This window comes from Pseudomonas sp. AN-1 (assembly GCF_034057115.1).
Lineage (GTDB): Bacteria > Pseudomonadota > Gammaproteobacteria > Pseudomonadales > Pseudomonadaceae > Geopseudomonas.
The window spans coordinates 3,578,516-3,591,807 of record NZ_CP139195.1; the positions used below are offsets into that span (position 1 = coordinate 3,578,516).

General features: G+C 69.2%; 13 protein-coding genes. 2 read left to right on the forward strand and 11 right to left on the reverse strand.

The window, feature by feature from the left end; genetic code table 11:
• Window positions 1–87: 87 nt before the first annotated feature.
• The 11 genes from paaE to paaF all read right to left on the reverse strand — a co-directional run bounded on the left by paaE (window position 88) and on the right by paaF (window position 10,519).
• Entirely contained in the window at window positions 88–1,173 is a 1,086-nt protein-coding gene (gene paaE, locus SK095_RS16960; protein ID WP_320546919.1) for a 1,2-phenylacetyl-CoA epoxidase subunit PaaE, read from the reverse strand.
• A gap of 43 nt (window positions 1,174–1,216) precedes the next feature.
• A complete protein-coding gene (gene paaD, locus SK095_RS16965) occupies window positions 1,217–1,762 on the reverse strand; it encodes a 1,2-phenylacetyl-CoA epoxidase subunit PaaD (RefSeq protein WP_136488713.1) in 546 nt (181 codons plus the stop codon).
• A gap of 88 nt (window positions 1,763–1,850) precedes the next feature.
• Window positions 1,851–2,615 carry a 1,2-phenylacetyl-CoA epoxidase subunit PaaC gene (gene paaC, locus SK095_RS16970; RefSeq protein ID WP_090352409.1) on the reverse strand — a complete coding sequence of 255 codons (765 nt, stop codon included), beginning with the start codon at window positions 2,613–2,615 and terminating at the stop codon, window positions 1,851–1,853.
• Window positions 2,616–2,626: 11 nt separating this feature from the next.
• A complete protein-coding gene (gene paaB / locus SK095_RS16975) occupies window positions 2,627–2,908 on the reverse strand; it encodes a 1,2-phenylacetyl-CoA epoxidase subunit PaaB (protein WP_090212460.1) in 282 nt (93 codons plus the stop codon).
• A 27-nt stretch (window positions 2,909–2,935) separates the two neighbouring features.
• A complete protein-coding gene (gene paaA, locus SK095_RS16980) occupies window positions 2,936–3,928 on the reverse strand; it encodes a 1,2-phenylacetyl-CoA epoxidase subunit PaaA (protein ID WP_136488664.1) in 993 nt (330 codons plus the stop codon).
• Window positions 3,929–4,250: 322 nt separating this feature from the next.
• Entirely contained in the window at window positions 4,251–5,576 is a 1,326-nt protein-coding gene (gene paaK, locus SK095_RS16985) for a phenylacetate--CoA ligase PaaK (protein WP_136488663.1), read from the reverse strand.
• Between the two features lie 122 nt (window positions 5,577–5,698).
• On the reverse strand, window positions 5,699–6,904 hold the full coding sequence (gene pcaF / locus SK095_RS16990; RefSeq protein WP_320546920.1) for a 3-oxoadipyl-CoA thiolase: 1,206 nt from the start codon (window positions 6,902–6,904) through the stop codon (window positions 5,699–5,701).
• On the reverse strand, window positions 6,901–7,374 hold the full coding sequence (gene paaI, locus SK095_RS16995) for a hydroxyphenylacetyl-CoA thioesterase PaaI (RefSeq protein WP_136488661.1): 474 nt from the start codon (window positions 7,372–7,374) through the stop codon (window positions 6,901–6,903). The genes pcaF and paaI overlap by 4 nt, the downstream gene beginning before the upstream one ends.
• Window positions 7,367–8,884, reverse strand: coding sequence for a 3-hydroxyacyl-CoA dehydrogenase PaaH (paaH, locus tag SK095_RS17000; RefSeq protein WP_136488660.1), 1,518 nt, complete (start codon window positions 8,882–8,884; stop codon window positions 7,367–7,369). The genes paaI and paaH overlap by 8 nt, the downstream gene beginning before the upstream one ends.
• A gap of 1 nt (window position 8,885) precedes the next feature.
• The gene (paaG, locus tag SK095_RS17005) at window positions 8,886–9,677 is read right to left on the reverse strand and encodes a 2-(1,2-epoxy-1,2-dihydrophenyl)acetyl-CoA isomerase PaaG (protein ID WP_320546921.1); all 792 of its coding nucleotides are present in this window, start codon (window positions 9,675–9,677) and stop codon (window positions 8,886–8,888) included.
• 68 nt (window positions 9,678–9,745) lie between these two features.
• On the reverse strand, window positions 9,746–10,519 hold the full coding sequence (gene paaF / locus SK095_RS17010; RefSeq protein ID WP_320546922.1) for a 2,3-dehydroadipyl-CoA hydratase PaaF: 774 nt from the start codon (window positions 10,517–10,519) through the stop codon (window positions 9,746–9,748).
• 421 nt (window positions 10,520–10,940) lie between these two features.
• Between paaF and paaN the strand changes: the two genes are divergently transcribed.
• On the forward strand, window positions 10,941–12,623 hold the full coding sequence (gene paaN / locus SK095_RS17015; RefSeq protein ID WP_320546923.1) for a phenylacetic acid degradation protein PaaN: 1,683 nt from the start codon (window positions 10,941–10,943) through the stop codon (window positions 12,621–12,623).
• A 68-nt stretch (window positions 12,624–12,691) separates the two neighbouring features.
• A complete protein-coding gene (gene paaY, locus SK095_RS17020) occupies window positions 12,692–13,285 on the forward strand; it encodes a phenylacetic acid degradation protein PaaY (protein WP_136488656.1) in 594 nt (197 codons plus the stop codon).
• The last annotated feature ends 7 nt before the right edge of the window (window positions 13,286–13,292 follow it).

The following is a 13,292-nucleotide window of genomic DNA, read 5'->3' on the forward strand; positions in this document are numbered from 1 at the left end:
TGAAGCAAGGCAGAACGGGCGGTCATGGCCGCCCGTGATTGTTCTGTCCTGCGGCGCCACGCTGGCGCCGCAGGAGTAGACGAGGGATCAGAGCTGGTCGAAGTCCAGCACCACCTCGTCGCTGACCGGGAAGGCCTGGCAGGACAGCACGTAGCCGGCGGCCACCTCGTAGTCCTCCAGCGCGAAGTTGGCGTCCATCTCCACCTCGCCCTTGACCACCTTGCACTTGCAGGTCGAGCACACGCCGGCCTTGCACGAGTAGGGCAGCTCCATGCCGTGGGCGTTGCCGGCGTCGAGCAGGCTCTGGGTGTTGCGCGCCAGGTCGAAGCTCATGCTGCGGCCGTCGCTGGTCACGGTGACGTGGCTGACTGCGCCGCCGGTCCTGGCGGCGGCCTCGCGGGCGGCACGCTTCTCGGCGGCGGCGCCCGGGGTGCCGGCGGTGAACAGCTCGAAGTGGATGCGCTCGTTGATCAGGTCGTGGCGGCGCAGGGCGTCGCGCACGCACTCGGTCATCTCCACCGGGCCGCAGATGAAGGCGGCGTCGAGGTTCGGCGCGTCGACCCAGCGGGCGAACAGCGCGTCGCACTTGGCGGCGTCGATGCGGCCGTTGTACAGGTCGATGTCCTGCTGCTCGCGGCTGAACACGAAGATCAGGTTGAGGCGGTCGAGGTACTGGTTCTTCAGGTCCTCGAGCTGCTCGCGGAAGATGGTGCTGGCGCTGGAGCGGTTGCCGTAGATCAGGGTGAAGCGGCTGTCCGGCTCGGTTTCCAGGGTGGTCTTGACGATCGACATGATCGGCGTGATGCCGCTGCCGGCGGCCACTGCCAGGTAGTTGCCGGCGCGCGCCGGATCCAGCGGGATGGAGAAGTGGCCGGCCGGCGGCATCACTTCCAGGGTCTGCCCGGCCTTGAGCTGGTCGTTGGCGAAGTTGGAGAACAGGCCGCCGTCCACGCGCTTGATCGCCACGCGCAGGTCGTCCTCGCTCACCGCGCTGCAGATCGAGTAGGTGCGGCGCACTTCCTCGCCGTCGATCTGGGTGCGCATCACCAGGTGCTGGCCCTGGGTGTAGTGGAAGCTGTCCCTGAGCTCGGCGGGCACGGTGAAGGCCACGGACACCGTGTCGCGGGTTTCCGGGCGCACTTCGCGGATGGTCAGCGTATGGAACTTGCTCATCTTGTTATTCTCCAGGCCCGCGTCGCGGCGGTGGGCGAGCCGTTCAGATGCACTTGAAATAGTCGAAGGGCTCCAGGCAGGAGCGGCAACGGTACAGGGCCTTGCAGGCGGTGGACCCGAACTGGCTGACCACCTCGGTGTCGTGGCTGCCGCAGTGCGGGCAGCTGATCTCGTCCTTCTCGCCGAGCAGGCTGCGCTTGCTGGTGCTGCCGGACGGCGGGGCGATGCCGAAGGCGCGCAGGCGCTCGCGGCCCTGCTCGCTGATCCAGTCGGTGGTCCAGGCCGGCGCCAGGCGGCGCTCGATGCGCGGGGCGCGGAAGCCGGCGCGCTCCAGGGCCTTGCTCACCTCGCTCTCGATCAGCTCGGTGGCCGGGCAGCCGGAGTAGGTCGGCGTCACGGCCACCTGCAGGTGGCCGTCGACCCAGGCGACGTCGCGGATGATGCCGAGGTCGATCACGCTGACCACCGGCACCTCCGGGTCCATCACCTGCTCCAGCACCTGCCAGGCGCGCGGCAGGTCGGACTCGTCCGCCTCGCGGGCGCCGCCGTCGGAGGCGATCAGCCCGGAGGGCTGATCGCTGCTGCCCATGCCGGCGACGGGGCTGCCGCCGAACAGGGCGTCGAGCTCGGAATCTTTGCTCATGGCTCCTCCGCGGATCGTCGGTTGCGGACCGGGCTTACCAGGTCGCACCCGGGTAGGCGCGCTGCAGGAACTGCATCTCCGCCAGCAGGATGCCCAGGTGCTCGGTGTGCAGGCCGCGCTTGCCGTCCAGGTAGAAGTAGCTGGCCGGCTGCGGCACCGGCAGGCTGGCGGCGCCGAACACCTGCTCGACGGTGGCCTGCCAGGCGCTCGCCACGGCCTCGGCGTCGGCGGCGATGCCGGCGGTGGCCAGGCGCTGCTGGATCTCGTCGCCGGCCAGCAGGTCGCCGGTGAAGCGCCACAGCTCGTCGATGGCGGCGAGCATGCGCTGGCGGCTTTCCTCGGTGCCGTCGCCCAGGCGCTCGACCCACTCGCCGGAGCGGCGCAGGTGGTAGGTCGCTTCCTTGAGGGCCTTGGCGGCGATGGCGGCGATGCGCTCGTCCTTGGAGGCGGACAGCGCCTGCAGGGTGTGCAGGTGCCAGGCGTCGAACAGGAACAGCTTGGCGGTGGTCACCGCGTAGTCGCCGTTGGGCTGCTCGACCAGCAGGGTGTTGCGGAAGTCGCGCTCGTCGCGGGTGAAGGCCAGCTGGTCGGCGTCGCGACCATCGGCCAGCAGCTCGGCGGCGTACTCGTACCAGTTGCGCGCCTGACCGACCAGGTCGAGGGCGACGTTCATCAGCGCCATTTCCTCTTCCAGGGCCGGCGCGTGGCCGCACCACTCGCACAGGCGCTGGCCGTTGATCATGGCGTTGTCGCCGAGGCGCAGCAGGTATTCGATCAGGTCGTTCTTGTTGTCAGTCATGACCGGCTTCCTCACATGTGACCGACTTCGTCGGGCAGCTCGTAGAAGCTGGCGTGACGATAGACCTTGTCCTGGGACGGGTCGAAGAACGGCTCTTTCTCGTCGCCGGCGGTGGCGGTGATCTGCGCCGAGGGCACGACCCAGATGCTCACGCCTTCGTTGCGGCGGGTGTACAGGTCGCGGGCGCTCTCCAGGGCCATGTTGGCATCGGCGGCGTGCACGCTGCCGACGTGCTTGTGGTTCAGGCCGTGCTTGGAGCGGACGAAGACTTCAAAAAGGATCCATTCGGACATGGCGGGGTTCTCCGATTCAGGCGCCGATCAGGCAGCGTTTTGTTTTTGTTGGCGTTTGGCGGCGTGGGCGACGGCGGCTTCGCGGACCCACTTGCCATCCTCGAGCGCCTTGCGGCGGGTGGCGATGCGTTCGCGGTTGCACGGGCCGTTGCCCTTGAGCACGTCGTAGAACTCCTGCCAGTTGATCTGGCCGAAGTCGTAGTGGCCGCGCTCCTCGTTCCACTTGAGGTCCGGGTCGGGAGCGGTGCAGCCGAGGAATTCGAGTTGCGGCACGGTCTGGTCGATGAAGCGCTGGCGCAGGTCGTCGTTGCTCATGCGCTTGATCTTCCAGGCCATCGACTGGGCGCTGTTCGGCGAGTCGGCGTCGCTCGGGCCGAACATCATCAGCGCCGGCCACCACAGGCGGTTGATGGCGTCCTGGACCATGTCCTTCTGGGCCTGGTTGCCGTGGCGCATCATGGTCAGGAGGATTTCGTAGCCCTGGCGCTGGTGGAAGCTCTCTTCCTTGCAGATGCGGATCATCGCGCGCGAGTAGGGGCCGTAGCTGGTGCGCTGCAGCACCACCTGGTTGACGATGGCGGCGCCGTCGACCAGCCAGCCCACCGCACCCATGTCGGCCCAGTTCAGGGTCGGGTAGTTGAAGATGCTCGAGTACTTGGCCTTGCCGGCGTGCAGCTTGTCGATCTCCTCGTCGCGGTCGGCGCCGAGGGTCTCCATGGCGCTGTACAGGTACATGCCGTGGCCGGCCTCGTCCTGGATCTTGGCCATCAGCTGCAGCTTGCGCTTGAGGGTCGGCGCGCGGGTGACCCAGTTGCCTTCCGGCAGCATGCCGACGATTTCCGAGTGGGCGTGCTGGGAGATCTGGCGGATCAGGGTCTGGCGATAGGCGTCCGGCATCCAGTTCTTCGGCTCGATCTTGATCTCGGCATCGATGCGTTCCTGGAAGGCGCGCTCCTCGGGAGTCATCTCCTCGAGGCTCTTGACGCGCTTGACTCCGGTTTCGACGAGTTGTGCGTACATTTTCTTGTTTTCTCCAGCCGGGGTTGCAGGCAGGGCAGGGCCTGGGCGTTGAGTATTTTTATATGATACACAAATCACATGCAAGAAAATATTTTCAGTGTCGCTTTGTGCGTTTTGGCGATGAGTGGAGGGGTTTTCAGAGCCGCTGAGCCTGATGGCTCCCACGCTCCGGCGTGGGAGCCCGGGACGGGACGCTCCGCGTCCCTGGGCGCTGGAGCGCCCGTGGCGGCATGCCCACGCAGAGCGTGGGCACGATCGGTGCAGCGGGCTTCCAGCAGGCGAAAAAAAGCCCCGCCGAAGCGGGGCTCTGGGGTGTTGCGGATCAGGCGCTCTTGCGCTTGTCGTAGACGTGGCAGGCCTTGCCTTCCGAGCGCTTGAGGGCGAACGGCGCCTTGAGCTCGATGCGCGTGCTGATGCCGACGCTGCTCTTGATGTGGTGGGCCAGCTCGCGGCTCACCGCGCTGCGCTCGGCGTCGCCCAGCTGCTCGAACTCGGGCTTGAGCTCGACGTGCACGTCCATGCCGTCGAGGTTGCCGTTGCGATACACGTGCAGCTCGTACTGGGCGGAAAGCTGTTTGACTTTCAGCACCTGCTCCTCGATCTGGGTCGGGAACACGTTGACGCCGCGGATGATCAGCATGTCGTCGCTGCGCCCGGTGATCTTGTCGATGCGGCGCATGGCACGGGTGGTGCCCGGCAGCAGGCGGGTCAGGTCACGGGTGCGGTAGCGGATCATCGGCAGCGCTTCCTTGGACAGCGAGGTGAACACCAGCTCGCCCATCTGGCCGTCCGGCAGCACCTCGCCGGTCACCGGGTCGATGATCTCCGGGTAGAAGTGGTCTTCCCAGATGGTCGGACCGTCCTTGCAGTCGGCGCACTCCATGGCCACGCCCGGGCCCATCACCTCGGACAGGCCGTAGATGTCCATGGCCTGGATGCCCAGGCGGCTCTCCAGCTCGCCGCGCAGCTGGCCGGTCCACGGCTCGGCGCCGAAGATGCCCAGGCGCAGCGCCAGCTTGTGCGGGTCGATGCCCTGGCGCTCCAGCTCGTCGGCGATGTTCAGCATGTACGACGGGGTGACCATGATGATGTCCGGCTGGAAGTCCTTGATCAGCTGGACCTGCTTCTCGGTCTGGCCGCCGGACATCGGGATCACCGTGCAGCCCAGGCGCTCGGCGCCGTAGTGGGCGCCCAGGCCGCCGGTGAACAGGCCGTAGCCGTAGGCGACGTGGATGCGGTCGCCCGGACGGCCGCCGGCAGCGCGGATCGAGCGCGCCACCAGGTTGGCCCAGGTGTCGATGTCGTTGGCGGTGTAGCCGACCACGGTGGGCTGGCCGGTGGTGCCGCTGGAGGCGTGGATGCGCGACACCTGTTCCATCGGCACGGCGAACATGCCGAACGGATAGTTCTCGCGCAGATCCGACTTGCCGGTGAAGGGGAACTTGGCCAGGTCGGCCAGCGACTTCAGGTCGCTCGGGTGCACGCCGAGGGCGTCGAACTTCTGGCGGTACACCGGCACGTTGTCGTAGGCGTGCTGCAGGGTCCAGCGCAGGCGCTCGAGCTGGTGAGCGCGCAGGTGGTCGAGGCTGGCGGTTTCCATCGGGTCGATGATGGCGGTGTGCGCAGAGGCATTGTGCATGGCGTTCATGGCGTCTCTCTTTGTTCTTGTGTGGAGCCACGGGCGACTGGCGAGGCCGCCCGTTCTTCTTGTTATTGCGAATCGTCGATCAGCGTAGCGCGCTCACGGGGCGGGGCGCGCTGCGCCGGGTATCACAGGCGTTCGATGACCATGGCGATGCCCTGGCCGACGCCGATGCACATGGTGCACAGCGCGTAGCGGCCCTGGCGCTCCTCCAGTTCGTTGAGCGCGGTGGTCACCAGGCGCGCGCCGCTCATGCCCAGCGGGTGGCCGAGGGCGATGGCGCCGCCGTTAGGGTTGACGCGGGCGTCGTCGTCGGCGATGCCCAGCTCGCGCAGCACGGCCAGGCCCTGGGCGGCGAACGCCTCGTTGAGCTCGATCACGTCCATGTCGGCCAGGCTCAGGCCGGCGATCTCCAGCACCTTGCGGGTGGCCGGCACCGGGCCGATGCCCATGATGCGTGGCTCGACGCCGGCGCTGGCCATCGCCACCACGCGGCCGCGGGCCTTGAGGCCGAAGCGCTGGGCGGCTTGCGGGCTGGCCAGCAGCAGGGCGCAGGCGCCGTCATTGACGCCCGAGGCGTTGCCGGCGGTGACGCTGCCGCCGTCGCGGAACGGCGTGCCGAGCTTGGCCAGCATCTCGAGGGTGGTGTCCGGACGCGGGTGCTCGTCCTGGGCGACGACCTTGGCCGGGCCCTTGCGCTGGGGAATCTCCACCGGGACGATCTCGCGCTCGAAGCGGCCGCGCGCCATGGCCGCGCCGGTCTTCTGCTGGCTGCGCAGGGCGAAGGCGTCCTGGTCGGCGCGCGAGACGTTGAACTGCTCGGCGACGTTCTCGGCGGTCTCCGGCATCGAGTCGATGCCGAACTCCTTCTTCATGATGGCGTTGACGAAGCGCCAGCCGATGGTGGTGTCGAACATTTCCGCCGAGCGCGAGAAGGCGCTCTCGGCCTTGCCCATCACGAACGGCGCGCGCGACATGGATTCCACGCCGCCGGCGATCATCAGCTGGGCCTCGCCGCAGCGCAGCGCGCGGGCGGCGCTGCCGATGGCGTCCATGCCCGAGCCGCACAGGCGGTTGACGGTGGTGCCCGGCACGTTGATCGGCAGGCCGGCGAGCAGGGAGGACATGCGCGCGACGTTGCGGTTGTCCTCGCCGGCCTGGTTGGCGCAGCCGAAGATCACGTCGTCGACGGCGGTCCAGTCGACCTGCGGGTTGCGGGCCATCAGGGCGCGCAGCGGCACGGCGCCGAGGTCGTCGGCACGCACGGCGGACAGCGCGCCGGCGTAGCGGCCGATCGGGGTGCGGATGGCGTCGATGATCAGGGCTTCACTCATGCCTGGTTCTCCTGCTGGCGGACGGTGCCGCGGATCTTGTAGGACTTGCCGTGGAACACGGCGATCAGCTGGCCGTGCTGGTTCTCGATGCGCACGTCGTAGTTGCCGGTGCGGCCGCTGCGGCTGACCTGGGTGGCGCGTGCGGTGAGCACGTCGCCGAGGCGGCCGGGGGCGATGTAGTCGATGCTGCAGCCGAGCGCCACGCAGGCGTCGTCGTAGCTGTTGCAGGCGTAGGCGAACGCCGAGTCGGCGAGGGTGAACAGGTAGCCGCCGTGGCAGCTGTTGTGACCCTGGATCATGATCTCGCTGACGGTCATCTGCAGGTCGGCCTCGCCCGGCGCCATGCGCAGCACCTCGATGCCGAGGTGGCGCACGGCCAGGTCGCGCTCGTACATGGCGGCGGCGCAGGCCTCGGCCAGTTCCTGCGGCGGCAGCTGGCCGTTGTCGTCGTTATGAAGATGCTCAGCCATGGAAACGCTCCCCGGCGCAGTGCAGGCGGCGCAGCAGCAGGGACGGGCGGTAGCGGTCCTCGCCGTAGCTGCGCTGCAGGTTGTCGAGCACGCTCAGCACGGTGCCCACGCCGATGGCGTCGGCCCAGGCCAGCGGGCCCTTCGGATAGTTGACCCCGGCGCACATGGCCAGGTCGATGTCGGCGGCAGTGCCGACGCCCTGCAGCACGGCGTCGGCGGCCTCGTTGGCGAGCATCGCCACGGTGCGCAGCACCACCAGCGCCGGACTGTCGGTCACTTCGGTGACTTCGAGGCCGGCGGCCTGCAGCAGGCCGGCGACCGCTTCGCGGGCGGCACTGTCGCTGCCGGCGGCGAAGGCCACGGCCAGGCGGGTCGCCTTGGCGTAGTCGAGGGCCAGGTCGAACACGGCCAGGTTGCGCAGGCCCTCGTCGCGGGCGCGCTCGGCGGCCAGGCGGCCGTCGCTGAGCGCCAGCACCGCTTCGCCGACACGGATCAGGCCGGCGCCGTCGCGGCGGACGATTTGCACGCCGCAGGTTTCGATGCGCTCGATCAGCGCGCTGGCCGGGCCGAGGTCGCCTTCCACCACCACGCACTCGGGCCTGGCGGCGGCCGGCAGGCTCTGCGGAGCCGGACGCTCGGCGCCTTCGGCGTAGTCGTAGAAGCCGCGGCCGCTCTTGCGGCCGAAGCGGCCGGCGTCGACCAGCTCCTTCTGGATCAGCGAGGGCTGGAAGCGGAAGTCGCCGTAGTAGGCGTCGAACACCGAGCAGGTCACCGCGTAGTTGACGTCGTGGCCGATCAGGTCGGTCAGCTCGAAGGCGCCCATGCGGAAGCCGCCGGCGTCGCGCAGCAGGGCGTCGAGGCTGGCGCAGTCGCCTGCGCCTTCCTGCAGCAGGCGCAGGCTCTCGGCGTAGAACGGCCGGGCCACGCGGTTGACGATAAAGCCCGGCGTCGATTTGGTATGCACCGGCTTCTTGCCCCAGGCCCTGGCGGTGGCGTACAGGCAGTCGACCACTGCCTTGTCGCTGGCCAGGCCGGCGACGATCTCCACCAGCGCCATCACCGGCGCCGGGTTGAAGAAGTGCAGGCCGGCGACGCGCTCGGGGCGCTTGAGGGTGGCGGCCAGCGAGGTGATCGACAGCGAGGAGGTGTTGCTGGCGAGGATGCAGGCGTCGCCGCAGATCGCTTCCAGCTGTGCGAACAGGCCGCGCTTGACCTCCAGGTTCTCGACGATGGCCTCGACCACCAGAGCGCTGCCTTCGAGATCTTCCAGGCGGGCGGCCGGGGTCAGGCGGGCGACCACGGTGTCGCGCTCGGCGGCGTCCAGCTTGCCGGCGTCGACGCGCTTGCCGAGCTGCTTGGCGATGCCGGCGATGGCCTGGGCGGCGGCGCCTTCGCGGGTGTCGAACAGGGCGACCGGATGGCCGGCCTGGGCGGCCACCTGGGCGATGCCGGCGCCCATGGCGCCGGCGCCGATCACCGCGACGGCGGCGTCTTTATTCAGTGCGGTCATTTCAGCGGCCCTTGAACTCGGGGGTGCGTTTTTCCATGAAGGCGGCGACGCCCTCGCGATAGTCCTCGCTGCGCCCGGCCAGGCGCTGCAGGTCGCGCTCCAGGTCGAGCTGCTCGTCGAAGCTGTTGCTGGCGCTGGCGTTCAGCGCGCGCTTGATCAGCGCCAGGCCGTAGGTCGGCTGGGCGGCCAGGTGGCGGGCCAGCTTGAGCGCCTCGTCCTGCAGGGACTCGTCGTCGACGCAGCGCCAGATCATGCCCCACTGCTCGGCCTGCTCGGCGCTGAGCTTGTCGCCCAGCAGGGCGAGGGCCTTGGCGCGGGCCATGCCGACCGCGCGCGGCAGGGTCCAGGTGCCGCCGGAGTCCGGCACCAGGCCGATCTTGCAGAACGCCTGGATGAAGCTGGCCGAGCGGGCGGCGAGGGTGATGTCGCAGGCCAGGGCGATGTTTGCGCCGGCGCCGGCGGCCACGCCGTTGACCGCGCACACCACCGGCATCGGCAGGTCGCGCAGGGTGCGGATCAGCGGGTTGTAGTTCTTCTCGATCGACTCGCCTAGGTCCGGCATGGCGGCGCCCGGCGCCACGTTGCGGTCGCTGAGGTCCTGGCCGGCGCAGAAGCCGCGGCCGTTGCCGGTGATCAGCAGGCAGCGCGCTTCGGGGCTCTGGCGCAGCTGCTTGAGGGCCTCGCGGACTTCCTTGTGCATCTGCGCGTTGAAGCTGTTGAGCTGCGCCGGGCGGTTCAGGGTCAGGGTGGCGACGCCCTGCTCGATGGTGAAGAGGATGTGTTCGAAGCTCATGAAGGCTCTCTCTTATTAGAGGAGGGCGCGCGGCGCGCCCCCGGTGCAGAGGTGGGCGGCAGGCGTGCTCAGCGGCCCTTGTAGGCCGGCTTGCGCTTTTCCTGGAAGGCGCGGATGCCCTCGTTGCGGTCCTCGGTGCCGGCCAGCAGGGTGAAGGCGTGGCGCTCGAAGCGCAGGCCGCTGGCCAGGTCGGTGTCCTCGGCCTTGAGCAGGGCTTCCTTGGCCAGGCGCACGGCCAGCGGCGCCTTCTCGGCGATCTTGCGGGCGATGGCCACGGCGCGCTCGACGGTCAGCTCGGGCTGGGTGATCTCGCTGATGAGGCCCGCCTCGAGGGCGCGACGGGCGCTGATCGGCTCGCCGGTGAGGACCATCTGCATGGCCAGCGACTTGCCCACCGCGCGCAGCAGGCGCTGGGTGCCGCCGGCGCCGGGCATGATCGCCAGGTTGATTTCCGGCTGGCCGAACTGGGCGTCCTCGCCGGCGATGAGGATGTCGGCGTGCATGGCCAGCTCGCAGCCGCCGCCGAGGGCGAAGCCGTTGACCGCGGCGATCAGCGGCTTGGAGAAGCGGGTGATGCGCTGCCAGTGGGCCAGGCGCGGGTCCTCGAGGATGCCGACCAGGTCGCGCTCGGCCATCTCCTTGATGTCGGCGCCGGCGGCGAAGGCGCGGCGGCTGCCGGTGATGACCACGGCGCGGGTGTCGGCGCAGGCTTCGGCGGCATCCAGTTCGGCGGCGAGTTCGCCGAGCAGCTGGGTGTTGAGGGCATTCAGCGCCTCGGGGCGCTGCAGGGTGATCAGGCGCACGCCCTGTTCGGGAGGCAGGACGCTGAGGGTCTGAGGCATGGAGGCACATCCTCGCGGTGCACGCCGGCAGATGGCGCCGGGCTCGTTCTTGGAATTGTTGTCGCTGCCGGGGCCCGTTCCTGCGCGGAGGACGGGACTTTAACGGGGCAGCCGTTTGAGCCGAGTATACCCATAAAGTGATACAGATCAACTAATGCAAAGTTGCTTTCCCGTGTCTGTTTTATCGCATTCCGTGCCCCGGCCGACGAGCGGAAGGGGTGGGCGATGGCCGCTCGTGGCGGCCCGGAATGCCGCCGGACAGGCCGGATTTACTGCCATTCCCTTGATTTGCAAGGGCTTTGCCCAGCGTATGGATTTCTCCGCCGGGCGCGGTTAAGGTGATGTGATACAAGAAAGTGGTCGCGCATTAGACAAATGTCGTGTTTGTCGGGCCGGCCCGTCACCCCACGAGGAAGCCGCCGTGCCCGCAACCGTCTCCGCACTCGACCTGTTCGCCCGCCACCAGCCGCTGCTCGAGCGCGCCACCCTGGCCATCGCCAGCCGCGACCACTGGACGCCCTATCCGGAAAGCCAGCGTCCCTACGGCGAGGAGGCCGCGGCTGCCGGCCCGGCCAACTTCGCCGCGCTGCGTGACCGCCATTTCGAGCTGCACTGCCCGGTGGCCTCGACCCGCGTCGGCGGCGAGCGCTCGCCCTACGGCTTCGACCTCGGCATCACCTACGACCAGCCGGACCTCGACGCCCTGCTGAGCCACCTGCAGGCGCAGCTGCCGAGCTGGCGCGCTGCCGGCCCCAGGGCGTGGATCGGCGTGTGCCTGGAGATCCTCCAGCGCCTCAACGCGCAGAGCTTCGACATCGCCCACGCCGCCGTGCACACCACCGGCCAGGGCCTGCCGATGGCCTTCCAGGCCGCCGGCCCGCATTCCCAGGACCGCGGCCTGGAGGCGGTGGCGCAGGCCTGGAAGCTGCTGCGCGAGGTGCCGGATACGGCGCGCTGGACCAAGCCGCAGGGCAAGCTCGACCCGCTGGTGGTGGACAAGCGCTTCCACATCGTGCCGCGCGGCATCGCCCTGGTGATCGCCTGCTCGACCTTCCCGACCTGGAACACCTATCCGGGCCTGTTCGCCAGCCTGGCCACCGGCAACCCGGTGCTGGTCAAGGCGCACCCCGGCGCCATCCTGCCGGTGGCGATGACCGTGCGCGTCGCCCAAGAGGTGCTCGCCGAGGCCGGCTTCGACCCGGCGCTGGTCAGCCTAGTGCCGGACACGGCCGATGCGCCGGTGGCCAAGCAGTTGGCCCTCGACCCGCGGGTCAAGGTGATCGACTTCACCGGCTCCAGCGCCTTCGGCAACTGGCTGGAGGATAACGCCCGCCAGGCCCAGGTGTTCACCGAGAAGTCCGGCCTCAACAGCGTGGTGATCGACAGCGTGACCGATCTGAAGGCGGTGGCGCGCAACCTGGCGTTCAGCCTCAGCCTGTACTCCGGGCAGATGTGCACCACCCCGCAGGCCATCTACGTGCCGCGCGGCGGCATCCGCACCCCGGAGGGCGTGCTCGGCTTCGATGAAGTCGCGCAGGCCCTGGCGACGGCGGTGAGCAAGTTCCTGTCCGACAACGAGCGCGCTTGCGCGGTGCTCGGCTGCATCCAGTCCGAGGCCACCCTGGCGCGCATCGACGCCTGCCGCGCACTGGGCGAGGTGCTGCTGGACAGCGAGGCGCGCGTGCATCCCGAGTACCCCGCGGCGCGCGTGCGCACCCCGCTGCTGCTCAAGGTCGACGCCAGCCAGCGCGAAGCCTATGCGGAGGAGCGCTTCGGCCCGATCAGCTTCGTCATCGCCAGCGACGACACCGCGCACAGCCTGCAGCTGGTGCGCGAGACCCTCGCCGAGAAGGGCGCGCTGACCCTGGCGGTGTACTCCACCGACGAGGCGGTGCTGGCGCAGGCCGAGGAGCTGGCGCAGGATGTCGGCGTGGCGCTGTCGGTCAACCTGGACAACGGCCTGTTCGTCAACCAGTCGGCAGCGTTCAGCGACTTCCACGGCACCGGCGCCAACCCGGCGGCCAATGCCGCGCTGACCGACGCGGCCTTCGTCGCGCGGCGCTTCGTGGTGGTGCAGAGCCGCCGCCACGTCGCCGTCGAATAACCGGACCTTCCCGTAGGGGCGAATGAATTCGCCCCTACGGGGGAACAACAACAAGAAGAGGAATACCCATGCCCTGCTACCGTTACGCCGGGGTCACCCCGGTGGTCCATCCCACCGCCTTCGTCCATCCCACCGCCGTGCTGATCGGCGACGTGATCGTCGGTCCCGGCTGCTATGTCGGCCCGCTGGCCAGCCTGCGCGGCGACTTCGGCCGCATCGTCCTCGATGAGGGCGCCAACCTGCAGGACACCTGCGTGATCCACGGCTTCCCGGAGAGCGTTACCCGCGTCGCCCGCAACGGCCACATCGGCCACGGCGCGGTGCTGCACGGCTGCCAGATCGGCGAGGACGCCATGGTCGGCATGAACGCCGTGGTGATGGACGATGCGCAGATCGCGCCACGCTCGATCGTCGCCGCCTGCGCCTTCGTCAAGGCCGGCTTCGCCTGCGAGGAGCAGTCGCTGGTGATGGGCGCGCCGGCGCGGGTCAGCCGCCAGCTCACCGACAAGGAAGTGCGCTGGAAGCAGGCCGGCACCCGCGAGTACCAGGTACTGGCGCAGCGCTGCCGCGAGGCGATGGAGGAGTGCGCGCCGCTCGCCGAGCTGGAGGCCGACCGGCCGAGCCTGCCGGCCTCCGAGGTCAAGCCCAAGGGCGCATCCTGACCGGCGA

Excerpts from the sequence above, each read along its gene's own strand:
- paaG (WP_320546921.1), bottom strand. The coding sequence starts at position 9,677 with ATGAGCTTCGAACACATCCTCTTCACCATCGAGCAGGGCGTCGCCACC.
- paaY (WP_136488656.1), top strand. The coding sequence starts at position 12,692 with ATGCCCTGCTACCGTTACGCCGGGGTCACCCCGGTGGTCCATCCCACC.
- paaI (WP_136488661.1), bottom strand. The coding sequence starts at position 7,374 with ATGGCTGAGCATCTTCATAACGACGACAACGGCCAGCTGCCGCCGCAG.
- paaF (WP_320546922.1), bottom strand. The coding sequence starts at position 10,519 with ATGCCTCAGACCCTCAGCGTCCTGCCTCCCGAACAGGGCGTGCGCCTG.
- paaA (WP_136488664.1), bottom strand. The coding sequence starts at position 3,928 with ATGTACGCACAACTCGTCGAAACCGGAGTCAAGCGCGTCAAGAGCCTC.
- pcaF (WP_320546920.1), bottom strand. The coding sequence starts at position 6,904 with ATGAGTGAAGCCCTGATCATCGACGCCATCCGCACCCCGATCGGCCGC.
- paaH (WP_136488660.1), bottom strand. The coding sequence starts at position 8,884 with ATGACCGCACTGAATAAAGACGCCGCCGTCGCGGTGATCGGCGCCGGC.
- paaD (WP_136488713.1), bottom strand. The coding sequence starts at position 1,762 with ATGGGCAGCAGCGATCAGCCCTCCGGGCTGATCGCCTCCGACGGCGGC.
- paaK (WP_136488663.1), bottom strand. The coding sequence starts at position 5,576 with ATGAACGCCATGCACAATGCCTCTGCGCACACCGCCATCATCGACCCG.
- paaB (WP_090212460.1), bottom strand. The coding sequence starts at position 2,908 with ATGTCCGAATGGATCCTTTTTGAAGTCTTCGTCCGCTCCAAGCACGGC.
- paaC (WP_090352409.1), bottom strand. The coding sequence starts at position 2,615 with ATGACTGACAACAAGAACGACCTGATCGAATACCTGCTGCGCCTCGGC.
- paaE (WP_320546919.1), bottom strand. The coding sequence starts at position 1,173 with ATGAGCAAGTTCCATACGCTGACCATCCGCGAAGTGCGCCCGGAAACC.